Consider the following 18,649-nt stretch of genomic DNA (forward strand, 5'->3'; position numbering starts at 1 on the left):
GAAAAGAGCAATCGTCAAGACCTGTGGATCACGAGTTTCTAAGCAGCTGCCGGTGAGGGCTGATCGTCGGGACGTTCGACGAGCCTGCCGTTGATGAAGGTCGCCCCGGCACGTACCAGGGCGACGAGGTGGGGAGCGTTGACCGCGCGCCAGCGGGCCTGGGCCGACTCGATCAGCTTGAACGCCATGGCCAGCCCAGCCGCCCGGGACCCAGGGCCTTTGGTGACCTTGGTGCGGTGCCGGACCGTGGCGAACGTCGACTCAATCGGGTTGGTCGTGCGCAGATGCACCCAGTGCTCTGCGGGGAAGTCGTAGAACGCCAGCAACTCGTCCAGGTCGTCGACGACCTTGGCCACGGCCTTGCCGTACTTGGCGCCGTAGGCGGCCTGGAACTCCTTCACCGCCGCGTGGGCGTGGTCCTTGTCCTCGGCGTTCCAGATCTCCGCCAAGGCCTTCTTCGCCCCTGGCTGAGCGGATTTCGGTAGAGCCGCGAGCACGTTGGCGATCTTGTGGAACCAGCAGCGCTGAGCCCTGGCCTGCGGGAACACCTCACCCAGCGCAGCCCAGAACCCGAGCGCGCCGTCCCCGACTGCTAGGACCGGGGCGCGCATTCCCCGACGCTTGCAGTCACGCAGTAGATCGGCCCAGGATTCGGTCGACTCGCGGTAGCCGTCCGATAGCGCGATCAGCTCTTTTCGGCCGTCGGCGCGCACGCCGATCATCACGAGCAGGCACAGCCGCTGCTCTTCCAGACGGACGTTGACGTGGATGCCGTCGGCCCACAGGTAGACGTAGTCCACTTCGGATAGGTCGCGGGCGGCGAAGGCGCGCTGCTCGGCCTTCCACTGCTCGGTCAACCGGGTGATCACCGGTGCCGATAGCCCGGCGGACGAGCCGAGGAACTGCCCCAGCGCCGGGACGAAGTCCCCGCTGGACAGGCCGTGCAGGTAGAGCAGCGGCAGCACCTCGGTGACCTTCGGTGTCTTGCGTGCCCAGGGCGGCAGGATCGCGGAGGAGAATCGCTTGCGTTCGCCGGTGACCTCATCGGTGCGTTTGTCGTTGACGCGTGGCGCTTGGACCTCGATCGCGCCGGCTGCGGTGAGCACTTCCCGCGGCTGGTGGTAGCCGTTGCGCACGACCAGACGGTGCCCGGCCTCGTCGCGCTGGTCGGCGAAGGCGGCGATGTAGGCGTCGACCTCGGCTTTGAGTGCTTCGGCGAGCATCCGGCGGGCGCCTTCGCGGACGATCTCGTCGATCAGCGAGGAGGAGACGGGGCCATCAGCCGGACGGCGGTCGCCGCCGGCGGGGTCAGGGACTACGGTGAGCATCGGGTGTGCCTTCCCAGCCGACGTTGGCGCGTCGGCCATGCGTGAGAGACCTCAAACGATCACCGGGAAGGTACACCCCTTCCCGGCCGATCCACAGATCTCAAGCATTGCTCCCCTGAAAACGTGGAGACAGTCCTATGCCACAGCGGCCCTCAGCAGGGCCGTTGAGATTTGCCTCTTCTCGGTCATCTGACGCTCGAATGTGATCGGCGACAGTCCGTCGTTGGCGCTGTGCCTCCTCCTTGCGTTGTAGAAGTCGATGATCCAGGTTGCGATCTTCACGCGGGCCTCGGCCCGAGTCCGGAAACGCTGCGGTGCACATACTCGACCTTGAGCGTGCTGTTGAACGCCTCGGCCGCGGCGTTGTCGAGAGCTTAACCGGCTAATGATCGCGGTTCTCCCGGTTGGCCAGTTAACGCTTTCAGCGAGTGTGGGCGGTCAGCCGACGGAGTTGCTCTTCGTGTCGGCGGACCCGGGCGGCGATGGCATCGACAGCGGCGCGGAGAGTGGCGATCTCGTCGGTGAGACCGGTGAGGGTTCCGCTGGCGGCGGTGCGGTGCCGGTGCTCGTCGATGACGGACCGGCTGTGGGGTTGCGGTAGAGGGTGGTGCGGCCGAGGCCGGTGAGAGCGGCGACGGCGGTGAAGGTGACGGGTCGGCCCTCATGGTGGAGTCGGGCGCAGGCCCGTTCGACCCGGTTAGGGGTTTCGCTGTTTGGCCAGGTCGAGAGCGCGCACAACCCGGTCGGCCACCGTCGGTATCCCGAGAGGCGGGGGACTTCGGAATTTTCCCCGACCCACCCGGCTTGTGAATCACACGCTCCCGCACCGGCAGCGGCCGGAACGAACCTCTTTCAGACTGGTTCGCAGGTCGTCCAGGAACCCCCGGACCCCGATCTGCTCTTCGACGGCGGCGACGGTCAACCCGTCAACGCCCGCCGTCCGGGATCCGGTGTTACCCGCGACCCGGTCGAACGCCACCAGCAGCGTCGCCGGATCATGCACGAGGTTGAACAGGTCATCGAACCTGCGGCCAGACTCGGCCGGCCGCCCAACGGTGAAGCTTGGCCTGCATCTCCGATACCCGCCGACGCTGCCCCATCGGGACCTGCTCCGGCCGGGCGCCACCATTCGGCGGCGCGTCTTTCGGCATTGCAGCACCCATCCCTTCGCGTTCCCGCTGCCGCCCTTGGCCATGTGACCGGCTTTCCCGGCCTCGGACTACTACGGCGGCTCCGCCCCGTCCCGGACCGATCAGCGGTCGGTGCGCCCAGCCCGCCCACCCCGCTGGCCACGAGACGGCAGGCAAGATCCGAGACGGTTCCCGTGTTCACTGTGATTCGCTCGACGAAGGAGGAGCCCGACTTTGTCCCAGCGGCATCGCCATGAGTACGCCGTAGTCCTTCCTCATGGCCTCCCGGGCGCCATCGGCAAGCCACCCAGGAGTTCCCCGCCCCGGAAAGGGGGTCGGGTGCGCACCGCCTCCGGACCTGATCCGCCAGGTTCGAGCCGGTGTACTTTTGAGGGACGTAACGACGCCGGTTCCTCGCCTACTCCTCTCCATCCCGCTTACTGAACCCGCACCATCTGGCAGTACTGGCACGTTCCGGCTTGTCGGGGCTGCTCCGCCCTCCCGGCACCACCCGGATCAGGCTGCCCCCAGCTCCACCTCCCTGCTACGACAGGGCAGGCGACGAAGGTCTTTCACCTCCGCTCGAATCACAGCGCCTCACGGCGCACGCCGAAGACCGTACAGTCCCCGGCGCACCGCCGCGAGACCTGCGTGGTCACGAGAAGATGCGGTCCATGACCTCGGCTCCGCCGAGGAGGACGGGGCGGATCTGCTTGCGGTAGACCGCTTCGGTGACGGCCGTCCCGCTGTGACCGACCAGACGGGCTATGTCCTCCAGCGGAACACCGGAGTCAGAGAGCAGGGAGACGAAGCTGTGCCGCATCTCCCGGGGTGTCCAGTCCTTGGCCTCCAGGCCGGCGTCGTTCACGATCTTCCGGAACATGCGCCGTACGTTGTGGGAGTCCAGGGGTGTGCCAACCTGCGAGGCGAAGACGAGACCGTTTTCAATCCACGTGGTTCCGGCATGCTGGCGATCCTTGGCCTGCTGCGCTCGATGAGCGCGAAGAGCCTCCACGCATCGTTTCGGCAGGGCGAGCGACCTGCGGGATTTCTTGGTCTTTGTGTCTCCTCCCTCGCGGACGGATCGCCAGACGGCGATCCATGGCGGGATGCCGTTGTCGGGATCTCCGTCGAGGTCCACCTCTGACCAGGCGAGCGCGCGGAGCTCCTCGGTGCGGGCTCCGATAAGGAGCGACAGCACCACGTACGCGTACAGCCGCGAGTGTTCCGCGGCGGCCAGGATCGCCGCCGCCTGGTCCAAGGTGAGCGACTTGGAAGGGCGTCCTTGTTTGCCTTCGGGGACGTCGCACAGAGCCACGACGTTGCGCTTGACCTTGTCCCGTGCCTGGGCGAACTTCACTGCCCGGTTCAAGCATGAGTGGAGCAGGCGAACGGTGCGGGTGCTGTGCGTCCTGGCCTTGCCCATAAGCCATCGGTCCACGTCTTCAGCGTTGAGGTCCCGCAGCTTCCGCGCGCCGAGGGCGGGGATGATGTGCTTGTCGGACAGGATCCGGTAGTTGGCCACTGTCTCGGTGTCGCGTCCCTGCAGGCCGTAGGTGAGCCAGCTGGTCACCGCGTCGGCGACGGTGAAGTTGGCCGGACCGCTGGCCAGGCCGTCGTCGTGGTCGCGGAGGATCTCTTTGAGTTTCGCCTTGGCCTCGGTCTTGGTCTTGCCGCTGGCCTTCCTGACAATGCGCTTGCCGTCAGGGGCATAGCCGACGGTGACCGAGGCGATCCAGCGCTGCCGCTGTTCGTCCCAGTGCAGGCCGCCGTCTCCCCGGCTGCGCCGTGCGGTCATAGCTTCCTCGCTTCCTGTTCGAGAAGGGTGATGTAGTCGGTGATGGCCGAGGCCGGGATCAGCCGAGTGCGGCCCTGTTTGACGGAGCGCAACCGACCGGATCGGATCTGCTCGTAGATCACGCTTCGGCTCATGCTGAGCAGGCGCATGACGTCAGCAACCCGGTAGAGCTGTCTGCCATCCGCCGGGCAACGGCGCTGGTGATCTTGTTGGTCGATGTCGCTGGGGTGTGCGGGCCGCGTACCGCCCTTCGTTCGGAGCCCTGCAGGGTACGCCGATGAATGTGATGCGGGAGGCCCTGAGCAGGCCCTTTGTGGCTGTTCAGTCACCCTCGCCTCCTGCCGGGATTGCCTGGCCCCGGGAAGCGAGGAGCCGGGTTCGGGCAAGTTCGCAGTAGTCGCCGTGGAGTTCGATGCCGAGGAACTTCCGGTCGAGTTGCCGCGCGGCGATGCCGGTTGTGCCGCTGTCGGCAAACGGGTCCAGGACGGTGCCGCCGGGACGGCAGCCGGCGGCGATCGCTTTCAGTGGGATGTCGATCGGGAAGGCCGCGTAGTGCGCCGCCCGTAGTGGCCGGGTGGAGATCGGCCAGACGTCCCCGGGGTTCTTGCCGTTGGGGTGAGCCGCGGTGTGCCGCTCCCCTGTCGGCCGCATTGCCGCTCCATGCCGCGCACCGGCGGAGTCCTCACCGGACGTGCCGTACTTTCCAGGCGGCGGCCATGCCGTCTTGATGCTGTTCGGCTTGTTGCGGCCGGCTCGTGCGCGCCTGGTGATCGAACGGTCCCCGGTGTAGGTCTCGCGGATCGGATCGAGGTCGAACCAGTACTGCCGCTGCTTGGCGAGCAGGAAGATCATTTCGTAGCGGTTGGACAGCCGGTCGAGGACGGACTGCGGCATCGCGTTCGGCTTGTGCCGCACGATGGCGTTGCGTCGAATCCAGCCGTCTTCCTGGAGGGCGAAGGCGACCCGCCAGGGCATCCCAAGGAGGTTCTTGAGCGGTACGGCCAGCCGTGCCTTGGGTCGCGCCTCCGGTCGGCGAGGGTTGTATGCCTTGCCTCGGGCCCAGCCGTCGGAGTTCGTGGCGTACCTGTCGCCCGAGTTCAGCCAGCAGGTACCGTCGTCGGCGAGCACTCGACGTGCCTCGGCGAAGGTGGCCCGGAGGTTGTCGACGTACTCCTCAGGCGTGGGCTCCTGGCCGTACTGGCCGTCGCAGTAGTGCCGCAGCCCCCAGTTGGGCGGGCTGGTGACGAGGCAGCCCACCAGGCGGTCGCCCATCTTGGCAAGCACCTCGCAGGCGTCGCCGTTGTAGATCGCCGCGTGCTCGTCGCTCCAGTAGGGCTCGCGCTGCGCGGTCATCGGCGGCACCCGGTGCGGATCCCCCACAGCACGCGGGCCACGCCGTCGGAGCCTTGGGGGCTGCGGGAGCGGTCCTGCCACGTGAGCGTGCGAGGAACGAGGCGGAACCCGGCGGCCCGCAAGCTGGCGCCGGGCTCGTCGATGCGGCTGTAGGCGATCAGCTGCCGGTAGCCCTCCGCCCGGGCGGCTCGCCAGGCGGCGCCCAGCAGCGCTGAGCAGGCGTTGGGCGTGCCGTCGGTGGCCAGGCAGATGACCTCGGCGGTGCCACCGTCGTCGAAGACCCACTCGGTGGGCCGATCGACGAACACGACGCCGACGAGGGTTCCGGTGCCGGTCTGGACGCTGGTGGTGAACTCAGCGTCGGCTGGCGGGGCGAGGTAGCGGTGGGTCCAGGCGACGAATGCGCGTGCGGTTCGGATCGTGACCGGCGAAATCACCAGCCGCGGATTCTTCCGCCGTTCCGGGTTGTTCAGCCAGCCGCCGTAGGCGTTTTCCTGGATCTCATTCCAGTTCTCCATTGTTTTGTCGGGACACGTTTCTCCGGATGTGCATCCCAGGGCCGTCAGCACGGCTCTGGGTGCGTGTGACCAGGCAAGCAGCAGGCTCAGAGCTCGCTCAGATGCCTCCACCAGGGCTCAGAAGGCGATGCTCAGGGGCCGCTGAGGCGCTCAGATGCGCACTTGGTTCTGAGGTTCTGAGAAATTCCTGAGCGATCAGGTGCGGTTTTCTCTGAGCCGTTTCTGAGGCGGTGCGTACACCGGTTTCGAGACCACGAACTTCTCTCGATCCGGAGCACGAAATGAGCGCCCACCACGTCACCGAGTCGCCCCTGGACACCGCGGAGACCTCGTTCCGGCTGCTGACGACGGGTCCCGGGAGTCTGTCCCTGGACTGCGCCACGCTCGCTCCCGGACTGCCGCGAGGGCCGGTCGGGTTGCTGGAGCTTCGGGTGCTGCTCACCAGCCGGCACGTCGCCGACGACGCCCGGGACGCCGTCTGGCGGGAGTTGGTCGCCCGCGCCCGTCAGTCCCGATCCACGTGGACCGTCGCGGCCGTGGGAATGGCGATCCCTGCACTCCGCACGATCGCGCTGTCACTGACCCGTGAAATGTCCTACGGCGACCCCGTGGACATCGACATCGCGATCCTGGCGGGCTACCTGCGGGCCCTTCACCGCGTGGATCTCGACCTGCCCGACGTCCGCCCTCGTCTGTGTGAGGCGGCCCGCTGCGCCGGTGAGCACACCCTGCGCTACATCACCGGCAAAGCCGAGCGACAGCGGCTGACGGGCGAGCCGCCTCCACCGCCACGCCCGTGGTTCCATCCGGACCTGGTGCTGATCGACGCGGTGGCCGAGGGCGTGCTGAGCGAGCTGGACGCGGAGCTGATCAGCTTGTCACGGCTGGAGGACGTGCCCCTGCGGGAGCTCGGCCCGGTCCGCAAGCCGGAGCACCGCCGTGACGTGACGCGGGCCGACGGCCTGTGGTGGCTGGAAACCGAACCCCCGACCTCCCCCTCGCTCACTCCTTCATCCGCAGACGTGGATGAAGCGGTGCACATGGCTTCCGCGCGGAGCCAGGGAACTCCGGATGCAGAAACGGCAACCGACCCGAAGGGAGGCAGGGGCACTACCCCTGGCTCCGCGCGGATCTCCCCCAACCACCCATCCGTTGCCGCCCGCCTCCGTTGCCCTGAACGACAGGGCGCGGCGCGCCGCCCGATCGGCTGTCGCTCCCGGCGCATGAGACCCGCTCTGGGTTACATCGTCCTCTGGGGCCTTGCCATAGCGGCAGCCGTTTTCCTGGTGGTTGCCGCCGTGGCAACGGGCGCGTTCGCCGCCTCTGCGGCGGCTGCCACTCCGTCGGATCTGAACGCGGTCCTCAACAACCTGCGGGGCTGGCTGATCGGCCTGTTGGCCACGTTGGCCACGTTGATGCTGACCATCGGCGGGCTGCGCTACCTGGTGGCCGGCGGCGACCCCGGCGAGGTCCAGAAGGCGAAGGCGGCGCTGAAAGCGGCGGCATTCGGTTACGCGCTGGCCGTACTGGCTCCACTGTTCGTGAGCGTCCTCAAGCGCGTCGTAGGCGGGTGAGCGCGATGGCCGCTCTCCTCTGCCCCCTCCCGGTCGGCCGGACCGGTGTCCGTGATGGCAGCCGCCGCGCCGTTGCTGCCCCTACCACTCGCCTTGCCGCTCGGGCGGCAGCGGTTCACTTCTCACTTCCGCGCACGACGATGCGGCTGGCCGTCGTTGCTGCCGTCGTCACCGCTGGCCTTGCCGCCATGGCTGTCGCCGCGAGGGCCGCCACTCCGACGCCCTCCCCTTCCCCGTCCCATCTGGCTGACATCCCATTGCCGAAGAGCTCGGGGTTCGGGTTCGGGATCGGTGACTGGGTCAACGACCAGATCAACTCCTGGTTCGGGAACCTGGTGGCGCTGGCGATCAAGCCACTGCTCGACCTGCTGGCCGCGACTCTGCTCGCGACTCCGGACGTGTCGGGCAGCGGCAGGGTGTTCGACCTGTGGAAGGCGAACGCCCTGATCGCCAACGCGGGCTTCGTCCTGCTCGCCACCATCGGCGCGATCGTCGCGATGGGGCACGAGACCGTACAGACCCGCTACGCGGTCAAGGAGGTCCTGCCCCGCCTGTTCGTCGCGGCCCTCGCCGTGAATACCAGCTTCACGATCTGCGGCAAGGTCATCGAGCTGGCCAATGCCCTGTCGCGGGCACTGCTCGGACAGGACTTCGACGGGCGGCGGGCCGCGACGACCTTCCTCGTCCACATGATCAACCCAGGACAGCAGCAGATCTTCTTCATCCTGCTCGCCCTGGTCACGGTCGTCCTGCTCGTCGTCCTGCTGATCGCGTTCGTCACGCGGGCCGCGCTGGTCCTGCTGCTGGTGGTCGCCGCACCGCTCGCACTGGCCTGCCTCGCCCTGCCCTACACCGACGGGCTGGCCCGGTTCTGGTGGCGGGCCTTCACCGGGCTCCTGCTCATCCAGGTCACCCAGTCACTCACGCTGATCCTTGCGGTGCGGGTGTTCTTCAACCAGGACGGCCGTCTCCTCCTCGGGGTCGCCCCCACCGGGCAACTCGTCAACCTGGTGCTCACCCTCTGCCTGCTGATCATTCTGATCCGCATCCCGACGTGGATCTCCCGGAGGATCTTCGCCCAGACGGCCGGCCGGGGCTCGTCGGTCATCCGGATCGTCAAGTACGCCCTGGCGTACAAGCTCACCTCGCCCGTCCTGAACGCCCTCCACCTCGGCCGCGGCGAGCGAGGTGGCAGAGCCTCCGGCTCTGCGAGGACGTTCGCGGCATCTGCCATGACCGGCAGAGTGCTTCCCGCGATTGCCAGTGGTCCTGCCGGTGCGGCTGCCGCCGCTGCGGCAACGGCTTCCGCTGCCGGGGGCGGCACCGGCCCGGTAAAACACGCCCCGACTGGTGTCTGCCGTCCGGTCCGCCCGCAGGACTGGGAGGCCGCGCCGGTCAAGCACGCTCCATCCGCTCCGCCGGTGCAGGGCAAGTACCGTCCCGCGCCGCAGGCCTCGCCTCCGGTGCCCCGGACCACACCGGTGTACGGCTACCCGCGCGAGACCTACTACGCCAACGGCCCCGCAGGACTGGCCCAGATGTACCGGCTCCGCACCCAGAACAGCCCCTCAACACCACGAGCCGCCCGACCTCCGGTCCCGCCGGTCGTGTTCCGTCCTCCAGTTCTTCCCACGACTCCTACCGACTGGCCCAACGGCCCCGGCGACCGCCGTACCCCACCCACCAAGCCGCGCCCCAACTCAGGAGGTGACGGCCGATGAGCTGGGTGCAGCCAGTCCGCATCCCCGCCGATGTGGAACAGGAAGATCGGATCGTTGGCGGCTTCACCGCCCGGCAGGTGGCCATCCTCGGCGGCACCGGAGGCCTTCTCTACGCCGCTTACCTACTCGTGGGCGATCGCGTGCCGCTGGTGGTGTGTGCCGCAGTCGCCCTCCCGGTGGGGATACTCGGCGTCCTGCTGGCGATCGGGCGGCGTGACGGCATGCCGCTGGACCACTACCTGCTGGCCGCGATCCGCCACCAGCGTTCCCCCAAGTCCCTCATCTCCGCGCCAGAGGGCGTTCCTCCGGTCCCATCCTGGATAGCCGCCCGCTCCGGCCAGCGGCCCGCACCGCTCCGCCTTCCCGCCCGCGGTCTGACAGGGGACGGCTTGATCGACCTGGGTCCGGATGGCGTCGCGGCGGTCGCGGAGGTGTCCACGGTCAGCTTCGCGCTCCGGACCCCGGACGAGCAGGATGCGCTGATCGCGGTGTTCGGGCGCTGGCTCAACTCGCTGTCGGGTCCGGCGCAGATCCTGGTCCGCGCCGAACGAGTGGACCTCACCGAGACGGTCGCCACCTTGGTCGAGAACGCCCAAGGACTTCCCCACCCTGCGCTGACCGCCGCCGCGCACGAGCACGCGGACTTCCTCGCCGACATCTCCGCCCGGCACGACCTGCTGCGCCGTCAGGTGCTGCTGATCATCCGCGAACCATCCACCGGGGCCAACGGCCGTGACGCGGCAGCGGCCCGCGCCCTGCGACGCCTGGAGGAGGCCGCCCGGCTGCTGTCGGCGTGCGGGCTCACCGCACGGCTCCTGGACGCGCAGGCCACGAGCGCGCTGCTGGCCTCCTGTTTCGACCCGACCGCCCCGCCTCTGCCCGATGGCGAGTTCGCCACGCCGGGCGAGGTCATCACGAGAGGAGACCGCTGGTGAGACTCTCCCGCAGACACACAAGGTCCGCAGGCAGCGGGTTCGGCCCGGACGCGGTCCAAGTCCGGCCGAGAGAACTCCACGTCGGCAGCGGACTGTGCGCCACCCTGGCCATCAGCGGATACCCGCGCGAGGTCACGCCCGGCTGGCTGGAGCCGCTGCTCACCTACCCCGGCCGCCTGGACGTGTCCCTGCACATCGACCCGGTCCCCTCGTTGGTCGCCTCCGACCGGCTGCGCAGACAGCTCGCACGGCTGGAGTCCGGTCTGCGCAGCGACCAACAGCACGGCCGGCTGCTCGATCCCGGGTGAGGTTCCCCCTTCGGCGTGGACACCCCTGACAATTGGACCTCGTTCCATGAAGGGGAGACTGTCGGGTGGCACGTCCGTCGAAGTACGGCGATGAGTTCAAGAAGGACGCGGTAAAGCTGGTCCGCGAGTCGCGCCGGACCTGCGCGGATGTCGCGCGGGAACTGGGGATGAACCGCGAGACCCTGCGCGTGTGGGTGCGTGAGGCCGAACAGCAGGAGTCCGATGCCGGAGTCGGGCTGGCCCGCAGTGAACGCGAGGAACTGGCGCGGCTGCGTAAGCGGGTGGCCGAGCTGGAGATCGAAAAGGAGATCCTCCGCAAGGCAGCCGCGTATTTTGCGAAGGAGATGGATCGTTGATCGGCCGCTTGCAGTTCATCTCCGTCCACCGCCTCGTCTACGGGGTCAAGCGGCTGTGCCGGGTGCTGAACGTGGCGCGTAGCGCCTTCTATGCCTGGCTGGGGCGGGAGCCGGCCCGAGCGGCGCGTGTCGTTGAGGACGAGCGGATCGTGGAGAAGATCCGGCGCTTTCATGGCGCCTCGGGTGGGACGAACGGCTCCCCGCGGATCACGGCGGACCTGCGTGATGACGGTGAGCGCGTCAACGCCAAGCGGGTGGCCCGGTTGATGCGCGTGAACGGCATCGTCGGGCTGCATCTGCGTAAGGGCAGGCGGACCACGATCCCTGACGAGCTCGCTCCGCCGGTCCCTGACCTGCTCAAACGCGACTTCACGGCCGGTGAGGTCAACCGGAGGTGGTGCGGGGACATCACCTATCTGCCGGTCGGTGACGCGTGGCTGTATCTCGCGACGGTGATCGATATTGGGTCGCGGCGGCTGGTCGGCTGGTCGATCGCCGACCATCTGCGGACCGAGCTGGTCAGCGACGCGTTGACGGCGGCGGTCGGAGCGCGAGGCGGCCAGGTCGACGGGGTGATCTTTCATGGTGACCGCGGCTGTCAGTACACCTCGGCCGAGTTCGCGAAGTTGTGTGAGAAGTACGAGATCCGCCGATCGGTGGGCAGGACCGGGACGTGCCTGGACAACGCCCTGGCGGAGGCATTCAACGCCACGCTCAAGCGTGAACTGCTGCACGGCCGGGGCAGGCGCCGCTGGTCGAGCGAGGTAGAGGCCCGTACCGAGATCTTCCGCTGGATCGCCTGGTACAACCACCGGAGAAGGCACTCGGCGACCGGGAACCTACCCCCGGCCGTCTATGAAGATCGGCTTGTTAGAGTGGCCGAACTGGCTGCATGAAACCGGGTGTCCACGCCCCGGGGGGAAGCCCAGGGACGGAGGTCGCTGCCGAGGACGCTCAGGACCTCGCCTCTCGCATCGCGCGCGGGCAGGCCAAGCTATTCCGCGCTTCCATCTACCTGACCGTCCACGCGGGCAGCCAGCAGGAATTGGACGAGGCGTGCGCCCAGGTCCGAGCGCTGGCTGCCTCCCTGCTGTTGGACGCCCGGCAAGTCGCCTTCCGCCAGCTCCAGGGCTGGGTGTCCTCGCTGCCGCTGGCCTTCGACAACCTAGCCATGGGTCGTACGTTCGACACTCCCGCGCTCGCGGCGGCGTTCCCGTTCACCAGCCCTGACCTCACCGCCGAACTCGGCCCGACGGCGGTGCTGTACGGCGCGAACGCCGCCAGCGCCTCCCTGGTGGCCTGGGACCGGTTCGCCCAGCCCAACCACAACTCGGCGATCATCGCCAGCAGCGGAGCCGGCAAGTCCTACCTGGCCAAGCTGGAGGCGCTGCGCTCGCTGTACGCCGGGGTCGAGGTCGCGGTCATCGACCCGGAAGACGAATACGCACGGCTGTGCGCGGCTGTCGGCGGTGCCTACCTCCACCTGGGCGCGCCGAAGGTTCGGCTCAACCCTTTCGACCTTCCCCAGGAGAACCGCAGGGATGGTGATCCGCTGACCCGGCGGTCGCTGTTCCTGCACACGCTGGTCGCGGTCATGCTCGGCGGCCCCCTCGATAAGGCGAGCAAGGCCGCGCTGGACCGGGCGATCCTCGCCGCGTACAAGCAGGCGGGGATCACCTTCGACCAGCGCACCTGGAAGAAGCGCCCACCCCTCATGCACGATCTGGTAAGCGCGCTTACCGAAGATCGCGATCCCAAGGCGGCAGAGGTGGCGGCGGGGCTCGCTCCGTACGTGACGGGAAGTCACCGGCAGCTCTTCGACGGGCACACCACCACCCGGCCCGACTCTCATCTGATCGTCTTTTCGCTCCGTGACCTGCCAGAAGAGCTGAAGGCCGTCGGCACGCTGCTCACCCTGGACGCGGTCTGGCGGCGAGTCTCCAACCCGCACAACCGACGCCCGCGCCTGGTCGTAGTCGACGAGGCCTGGCTGCTCATGAAGGACCCGGAAGGCGCCAAGTTCCTGCTCCGGATGGCCAAGGCCGCACGCAAGCACTGGGCGGGGCTGTCAGTCGTCACTCAGGACGCCGCCGACCTGCTCGGCTCCGACGTCGGCCAGGCGATCATCGCCAACTCCGCCACGCAGATCCTGCTCCGGCAGGCACCACAGGCCATCGACGCGGTCACCGACGCTTTCCGCCTCTCCGACGGAGAGCGGCAGCTCCTGCTGTCCGCCGAGCCCGGCACCGGCCTACTGGCCGCCAATGCCGGAGCGTCCCGCGTGGCCTTCCGCGTCCTGGCCAGCGAGCAGGAACACCGCCTCGTCACTTCCTCACCTCAGGACCTCGCCCAGTACGAGTACGAAGAGGAGGACGACCTGTGATGCCACAGGACCTTTATGACGCGGACGCCGTCGTGGACGTGGTGTTGTCCTGGCTGAACGTCCACGGTTGGCAGCTCTCTGTCCTGAGTCCGGCCGCCGTGCTTGTGACCGGGCTGGGCAGGTCCGCGCTTCTTCGGCTCCGCCACCACGTCATGACCGAGGGGGCGCGGTGTGTGGAGGTCCTGTCCCCGCCTGAAGCGAACATGGCCGGCGCGGAGGCTCTTTGGGGCAACCTGCTCGGGCTGCTGCGTCCGGCGTGGAAACGCATCCTGTTCGGCCAGCCGCATCTGGCCTTCGAGTACGTCTTCGGCACAGGCGGTGTCCGGATCCGGCTGTGGGTTCCCGGCAACGTCCCTCAGCACCTCGTCGAGCACGCGATCGAGGCCGCGTGGCCGTCCGCGCGCACCGCCGTACAGGAAGCCGGTCCCCCCGTGCCGCTGACCGGGCAGGTGACAGGCGGGCAATTCCGGATCGCGCGTAGCGAGCGGCTCCCGCTCCGGCATGATCACGACCACGACCCACTTCGAGCCCTGCTCGGCGCCGGAGTGGGCATGCCCACCTGGCAGCACACCGCCGTGCAGATCCTCGCCCGGCCCGCCACCGGCCACCGCCTAACCCACGGCACCGCCGGCGCGTCAGCGGCGTTGCTGCGGGGCGTTCTCAACCTCATCTCGCCCGGCCCAGCACACATCACCTCCGGCCACCTCAGCTCCGGCGACCGGGCCACGCGGCTGGAGGAGTACGCCGAAGCCCGCGCCATCAGGGACAAGGCACTCCAACCTCGGTATGAGGTCGCCGTCCGCTACGCCGTGCAGGCCGACGACGGCGGTGTGGCGAAGGTGCGGCGCAGCGCCATCCGGGGCCGCGCACATGCCATCGCCTCCGCGTTCGCCCTCTTCTCCGGGCACAACCGGCTCGAACGACACCGCCTGCCGCTGCCCGCACATCGGCTCGCCTCGCGGCGCTTCAGGCGCGGGTTCCTCCTCTCAGTGCCCGAGCTGGCCACGCTCGCGCACCTGCCGATGGACGCCGCCGTACCCGGGCTCCAGCGGGCGGGCGCGAACACGGTCGCGCCCTCACCTCAGATCGCTCAGCGCGGGAAGGTGCTCGGGTTCGCCGACGCAGGACATGAGCGGCCGGTCGCGCTGCGGGTCATCGACTCCTGCCATCACATGCACGTCCTCGGACCGAACGGCACCGGCAAGAGCACCCTGCTCGCCCACATGATCCTCTCCGACATCCAGGCCGGGCGCGGCGTCGCCGTCATCGACGCCAAAGGCGACCTCATCACCGATCTCCTCGGACTCATCCCCGAAGAGGCCGGGCAGCGCATCGCGCTGATCGACCCCGACGACCGCCATCCCAGGCCCGCGTTCAACGTTCTGGACGGAGCCGACCGGGAGACGCTCGTGGACAACATCGTCGGCATCTTCCACAAGATCTACGCCGACTCCTGGGGGCCGCGCAGCGACGACATCCTGCGCGGCTGTGCCCTCACCCTCTCCCGCAACGGCGGCACGCTGGCCGACATCCCCGCGCTGCTCACCGATCCCGTCTACCGACGGCAGCTCGTCGACCAGGTGAACGACGGCTTCCTGCTGGGGTTCTGGAACTGGTACGAACACCTGTCAGAGCGCGCCCAGGCGCACGTCACCGCGCCCATCATGAACAAGCTTCGAGCGTTCATGCTTCGCCCGTTCGTCCGCGACATCCTCGGCTCGGCGCGGTCCACCTTCGACGTCGGCGACATGCTCGACGGCGGGATCCTGCTCGCCCGGCTGCCCAAGGGCGTCATCGGCGACGACACCGTCCGCCTGCTCGGCTCGCTGCTGCTGGCCCAGGTCTGGCAGGCGGCCTCCCATCGCGCCCGGCTCGGCCGTACCCGGGCCCCGGCCGCGCTCTATGTGGACGAGACGCAGAACTTCCTGAACCTTCCGCATGCGCTGTCGGACATGCTTGCCGAGGCCCGCGCCTACCGGCTGTCGCTGGTGCTCGCCCACCAGCACCTGGCCCAGCTCCCGCGCGACCTCCGGCAGGCGATCAGTTCCGACGCCCGCAACAAGGTCTACTTCTCGCTCTCGCCCGAGGACGCACGCGAGAACGAGCACCACTTCAGCCCCTACCTCACCCGGCACGACCTGGCCAACCTGGGCGCCTTCCAGGCCGCCGCCCGCCTGGTTGTCCGATCCGCCGAGACCGCGCCGTTCACGCTCCGCACCCGGCCCCTTCCCGCGCCCGACCCCGAGCTCGCGGGGCGCGTACGAGCCGCCGCCGCCCAGGCCCATGGCCGTACACGTGCCCGCCCCGAAGCCCTGCCGACCGACGACCCACGGCAGCAACCCAGAAAAGGAGAAATCGAATGAACGAGCACTACACCTCCAGCGTCCTGGCCTCGCTCGCCACCCGGCTGACCGGCCGCGACCGCCATCTGATCCGCCTGGTCTGGACGCACAAGGTGCTGACCTGCCACCAGATCGCGCACATCGCCTTCAGCGACCCGACCACCGCGCGGCACCGTCTGGTCAAGCTGCACCGCCTTGGCGTCCTGGACCGTTTCCGGCCCAAGCCGCCGACCGGGTCCGCGCCCTGGCACTACGTTCTCGGCGAGCCGGGCGCGGCCGTACTGGCCACCGAGGACGGCATCGACCTACCCGAGTTCGGCTACCGCCGCGACCGGGCCCTGTCGATCGCCTACAGCCAGCGGCTCGCCCACACCATCGGAACCAACGAGGTCTTCGCCCGCCTGTACGGCACCGCCCGCCGCACCAGCGGATGCCGCCTGGAGGCGTGGTGGACCGAGACCCGCTGCGCCGTCCAGTGGGGCAAGCACGTACGCCCCGACGCCTACGGCAGATGGACCGAGGACGGCCGCACGCTCGACTTCTTCCTCGAATACGACACCGGCACGGAGACCTTCGACCGGGTCCTGGCGAAGCTGTCGGGCTACGCCGCCCTCGCCGCGGTCACCGGGATCACCACCCCTGTCCTGTTCCTGACCACCTCGGCACGCAGGGAGAGCAGCCTGCACAGCCGGCTCCAGCTCCGGGCGGCTCAGATGGCCGTCCCCTGCGCTACCGCCGTCACCGGACCTGACGGACCCGAAGGGGCGATCTGGCGACCGCATGACCGGCGGGACCTACGGCTCCGCCTCGCCGAACTCGCCGATCACTGGCCCCAGCCGGCGACCTACAACGAGGAGGGATGCCGTTGATCGCAGAGACCAGCCTCGCGAAGATCCTCGCGGCGGGCGGAACCTTCATCTCCGGAATCGTCCTGGTCGGCAGCCTGGCCGGAGGCGCCAGGTACGCGGCCACGGCCGCCAGGACCGGGATCTCCGACACGATGTGCCACTACGCCGAGGCCGCAGGGCCGCCGTCCACCCCCGGCGCCGAAGAGAGCAAACCGACCAAGTCCGCCCTGTCTCCCGCCATACGCGCAGACATACGCGGCGGCATCGAAACAGCCGCAGCACTCGGCATCCCGCGCGATCTGATCGTCGACGACATCTCCACCACCCTGGCCCATGAGATGCCCGACGCCGACCCCGCCCGGATCAGAAAGCAGGCCGAGCAGGTCATCACCTCGGTTGCCGCCGAGCTGTGCGCCGAACTGCCGACTGAAAACCCTCCCGTCGATGCGGTGGCAGGGGCAGGCCGTGGCGTGGTCGCTGTACAGGCGGCACTGGCCATGCGCGGCATCCCCTACTCCTGGGGCGGCGGCGGGCGGAGCGGCCCCAGCTACGGCATCGGGCGTGGCGCCCGGACCAAGGGGTTCGACTGCTCGGGTCTGGCCGAATACGCCTGGGCAAGGGCAGGCGTGCGGATCGGCACCACAACCTACGAGCAGTGGCGGGCAGGGGTTCGCGTCCCACGCTCCCAGGTTCAGCCGGGCGACCTGATCTTCTACGAGACCAATTCGTCCATTCCCGGTCCCGACCACGTCGGCATCGCGATCGACGCCACCCGCATGGTGCACGCGCCGTTCACCGGCAGCACCGTACGCATCGACACCTGGGCCGGCGTGCCCAGCCGAGAACGCGCGCTCGTCGGCATCATCCGACCCACGTGACGCCCACTACAGACCGCATCGCGGTGGAACCCGTCCCGGGATCCCCGGCACGGCGCTGATCGCGCCACTCCTGATCTCTTCTCCCAGCGCTCGGCCCCGTATGGGCCGGAGTGCGGCCACACCACGCCCAACACACGAATGGAGTCACTCATGCGAAAGCTCGCCACAATCCTGGCCACCCTGCTCTTCCTGATCGCGATGGCCCCTGCCGCCTCAGCGGGAGGCGACGGCTGGCACGGCCGCGACTGGTTTGGCTCCGTGAAGGTCAGCTCAGACCGCAAACACATCACGGTGTGCAACACAAGCAACGATGGCTCCGAGGTCTGGGCGGAATACGCGACCTCCTTCCTGCTCATGCACACCGTCAAGGACGAGAAGGGCGGCGACTGCGAGAAGACACCGTCATCTTCGGATACATCACCGTGTTCAAGCTCTGCAACCGCCGCAACGGCCTCAAGGAGTGCAACCCATCCATCTGGATCAAGCGGTAGGCAGCTTGCTCGGTCGGTTTCCGTATCTCGTGGATCCGTGAGGATCGCGACGCGCTCGCCGAGGATCATGGCACTGGTTCGGCGCAGGCCATAAGCTCGTGGATGACCGATCTCAGCCTTTCTTTTGTCAGATGGTCGGAGTTGGTCAGAGGGCCGGTTCTTCAGGGAGCCGGCCCTCACTCATCGCCCAGGCACCGCTGGAGCAGGAGAAACCCCGGCATCGTCTCTCGTGGCCGGATCCCCACCTCGAAGATCTCCGGCTCTTCGAATACAGGTTCCCCGTCTGGCCGGCGCGTGTACGCCACCCGGCCATAGTCCACTCCGTCCTCGCGGTCGAAGCTCATCCACGTGATGGCTTCCTGCTCGCCCTCCTGGAGCGGATGGTTCGAGACGGCACGCAGGGCGATCGTGCTCGGTGGCCTGAAGATCCACACCTGCGGAACGGCCAGCACCCAGCGGGTGGCACCTATCTCTCGCGCCTTCCCCGCCCCTCTTTCCTCGAACGCCGCCGCCGTTGCGCTGTCATGCAGATAGTCGTAATCACTCAGCACCAGCTTGCGCTCGCCTTCGATCGCGACAATCGCCGGGCAGTCGTGGGCCGCGATGCTCTTTTCCAGGCGCCCCACCACCTCGAAGAGCAGATCCGCCGTCTCAGCCTTCATCTGGCCCCTCCCACCGCACCGTCG

The 18,649-nt window shown here is 68.5% G+C and carries 16 protein-coding genes; 9 read left to right on the top strand and 7 right to left on the bottom strand.

Annotated elements, in window-relative coordinates; translation table 11 throughout:
- Positions 1–38: 38 nt before the first annotated feature.
- The 6 genes from ACQP1V_RS29055 to ACQP1V_RS29080 all read right to left on the bottom strand — a co-directional run bounded on the left by ACQP1V_RS29055 (position 39) and on the right by ACQP1V_RS29080 (position 6,127).
- Positions 39–1,328 carry an IS256 family transposase gene (locus tag ACQP1V_RS29055; RefSeq protein ID WP_433412960.1) on the bottom strand — a complete coding sequence of 430 codons (1,290 nt, stop codon included), beginning with the start codon at positions 1,326–1,328 and terminating at the stop codon, positions 39–41.
- Between the two features lie 811 nt (positions 1,329–2,139).
- Entirely contained in the window at positions 2,140–2,331 is a 192-nt protein-coding gene (locus ACQP1V_RS29060) for a hypothetical protein (protein ID WP_433413226.1), read from the bottom strand.
- Between the two features lie 782 nt (positions 2,332–3,113).
- Entirely contained in the window at positions 3,114–4,256 is a 1,143-nt protein-coding gene (locus tag ACQP1V_RS29065; RefSeq protein WP_433413227.1) for a site-specific integrase, read from the bottom strand.
- Positions 4,253–4,585: a helix-turn-helix domain-containing protein gene (locus tag ACQP1V_RS29070; protein WP_433413228.1), complete on the bottom strand. Its 333-nt coding sequence runs from the start codon at positions 4,583–4,585 to the stop codon at positions 4,253–4,255. The genes ACQP1V_RS29065 and ACQP1V_RS29070 overlap by 4 nt, the downstream gene beginning before the upstream one ends.
- Positions 4,578–5,609 (bottom strand): DNA-methyltransferase, encoded by a 1,032-nt coding sequence (locus ACQP1V_RS29075; RefSeq protein ID WP_433413229.1) that lies wholly within the window; start codon positions 5,607–5,609, stop codon positions 4,578–4,580. The genes ACQP1V_RS29070 and ACQP1V_RS29075 overlap by 8 nt, the downstream gene beginning before the upstream one ends.
- Entirely contained in the window at positions 5,606–6,127 is a 522-nt protein-coding gene (locus tag ACQP1V_RS29080) for an XF1762 family protein (protein ID WP_433413230.1), read from the bottom strand. Before ACQP1V_RS29080 ends, ACQP1V_RS29075 begins: the two co-directional genes overlap by 4 nt.
- A gap of 281 nt (positions 6,128–6,408) precedes the next feature.
- Between ACQP1V_RS29080 and ACQP1V_RS29085 the strand changes: the two genes are divergently transcribed.
- The 9 genes from ACQP1V_RS29085 (at position 6,409) to ACQP1V_RS29125 (ending at position 17,472) form a co-directional block, all read left to right on the top strand.
- Positions 6,409–7,701, top strand: coding sequence for a hypothetical protein (locus ACQP1V_RS29085; RefSeq protein WP_433413231.1), 1,293 nt, complete (start codon positions 6,409–6,411; stop codon positions 7,699–7,701).
- Between the two features lie 188 nt (positions 7,702–7,889).
- Positions 7,890–9,422 carry a conjugal transfer protein TrbL family protein gene (locus ACQP1V_RS29090; RefSeq protein WP_433413232.1) on the top strand — a complete coding sequence of 511 codons (1,533 nt, stop codon included), beginning with the start codon at positions 7,890–7,892 and terminating at the stop codon, positions 9,420–9,422.
- Complete coding sequence (locus tag ACQP1V_RS29095) at positions 9,419–10,357, top strand: PrgI family protein (RefSeq protein ID WP_433413233.1); 939 nt, start codon at positions 9,419–9,421, stop codon at positions 10,355–10,357. Before ACQP1V_RS29090 ends, ACQP1V_RS29095 begins: the two co-directional genes overlap by 4 nt.
- Positions 10,354–10,665: a hypothetical protein gene (locus tag ACQP1V_RS29100; protein WP_433413234.1), complete on the top strand. Its 312-nt coding sequence runs from the start codon at positions 10,354–10,356 to the stop codon at positions 10,663–10,665. Before ACQP1V_RS29095 ends, ACQP1V_RS29100 begins: the two co-directional genes overlap by 4 nt.
- A gap of 65 nt (positions 10,666–10,730) precedes the next feature.
- A protein-coding gene (locus ACQP1V_RS29105; protein ID WP_433412153.1) for an IS3 family transposase occupies positions 10,731–11,917 on the top strand; the annotation gives its coding sequence in 2 pieces (ribosomal slippage) (positions 10,731–11,000 and positions 11,003–11,917; 1,185 coding nt in all).
- A complete protein-coding gene (locus tag ACQP1V_RS29110; protein ID WP_433413235.1) occupies positions 11,914–13,404 on the top strand; it encodes a VirB4 family type IV secretion system protein in 1,491 nt (496 codons plus the stop codon). Before ACQP1V_RS29105 ends, ACQP1V_RS29110 begins: the two co-directional genes overlap by 4 nt.
- Positions 13,404–15,767: a type IV secretory system conjugative DNA transfer family protein gene (locus tag ACQP1V_RS29115; protein WP_433413236.1), complete on the top strand. Its 2,364-nt coding sequence runs from the start codon at positions 13,404–13,406 to the stop codon at positions 15,765–15,767. Before ACQP1V_RS29110 ends, ACQP1V_RS29115 begins: the two co-directional genes overlap by 1 nt.
- Entirely contained in the window at positions 15,764–16,615 is an 852-nt protein-coding gene (locus ACQP1V_RS29120; RefSeq protein WP_433413237.1) for a replication-relaxation family protein, read from the top strand. The genes ACQP1V_RS29115 and ACQP1V_RS29120 overlap by 4 nt, the downstream gene beginning before the upstream one ends.
- A complete protein-coding gene (locus ACQP1V_RS29125) occupies positions 16,606–17,472 on the top strand; it encodes a C40 family peptidase (protein ID WP_433413238.1) in 867 nt (288 codons plus the stop codon). Before ACQP1V_RS29120 ends, ACQP1V_RS29125 begins: the two co-directional genes overlap by 10 nt.
- A 667-nt stretch (positions 17,473–18,139) precedes the next feature.
- On the opposite strand, the gene ACQP1V_RS29130 is transcribed toward ACQP1V_RS29125, so the two are convergent.
- Positions 18,140–18,625, bottom strand: a complete 486-nt coding sequence (locus ACQP1V_RS29130; protein ID WP_433413239.1) for a hypothetical protein — start codon at positions 18,623–18,625, stop codon at positions 18,140–18,142.
- Between the last annotated feature and the right edge of the window lie 24 nt (positions 18,626–18,649).

Source organism: Microtetraspora malaysiensis (assembly GCF_050947145.1).
In the GTDB taxonomy this organism is placed as follows: Bacteria; Actinomycetota; Actinomycetes; order Streptosporangiales; family Streptosporangiaceae; genus Microtetraspora_A; species Microtetraspora_A malaysiensis.

What these genes read in the sequence shown, in the direction of transcription:
- ACQP1V_RS29055 (WP_433412960.1), bottom strand. Translation starts at nt 1,328, where the DNA reads ATGCTCACCGTAGTCCCTGACCCCGCCGGCGGCGACCGCCGTCCGGCT.
- ACQP1V_RS29065 (WP_433413227.1), bottom strand. Translation starts at nt 4,256, where the DNA reads ATGACCGCACGGCGCAGCCGGGGAGACGGCGGCCTGCACTGGGACGAA.
- ACQP1V_RS29075 (WP_433413229.1), bottom strand. Translation starts at nt 5,609, where the DNA reads ATGACCGCGCAGCGCGAGCCCTACTGGAGCGACGAGCACGCGGCGATC.
- ACQP1V_RS29080 (WP_433413230.1), bottom strand. Translation starts at nt 6,127, where the DNA reads ATGGAGAACTGGAATGAGATCCAGGAAAACGCCTACGGCGGCTGGCTG.
- ACQP1V_RS29085 (WP_433413231.1), top strand. Translation starts at nt 6,409, where the DNA reads ATGAGCGCCCACCACGTCACCGAGTCGCCCCTGGACACCGCGGAGACC.
- ACQP1V_RS29090 (WP_433413232.1), top strand. Translation starts at nt 7,890, where the DNA reads ATGGCTGTCGCCGCGAGGGCCGCCACTCCGACGCCCTCCCCTTCCCCG.
- ACQP1V_RS29095 (WP_433413233.1), top strand. Translation starts at nt 9,419, where the DNA reads ATGAGCTGGGTGCAGCCAGTCCGCATCCCCGCCGATGTGGAACAGGAA.
- ACQP1V_RS29110 (WP_433413235.1), top strand. Translation starts at nt 11,914, where the DNA reads ATGAAACCGGGTGTCCACGCCCCGGGGGGAAGCCCAGGGACGGAGGTC.
- ACQP1V_RS29115 (WP_433413236.1), top strand. Translation starts at nt 13,404, where the DNA reads ATGCCACAGGACCTTTATGACGCGGACGCCGTCGTGGACGTGGTGTTG.
- ACQP1V_RS29120 (WP_433413237.1), top strand. Translation starts at nt 15,764, where the DNA reads ATGAACGAGCACTACACCTCCAGCGTCCTGGCCTCGCTCGCCACCCGG.
- ACQP1V_RS29125 (WP_433413238.1), top strand. Translation starts at nt 16,606, where the DNA reads ATGCCGTTGATCGCAGAGACCAGCCTCGCGAAGATCCTCGCGGCGGGC.
- ACQP1V_RS29130 (WP_433413239.1), bottom strand. Translation starts at nt 18,625, where the DNA reads ATGAAGGCTGAGACGGCGGATCTGCTCTTCGAGGTGGTGGGGCGCCTG.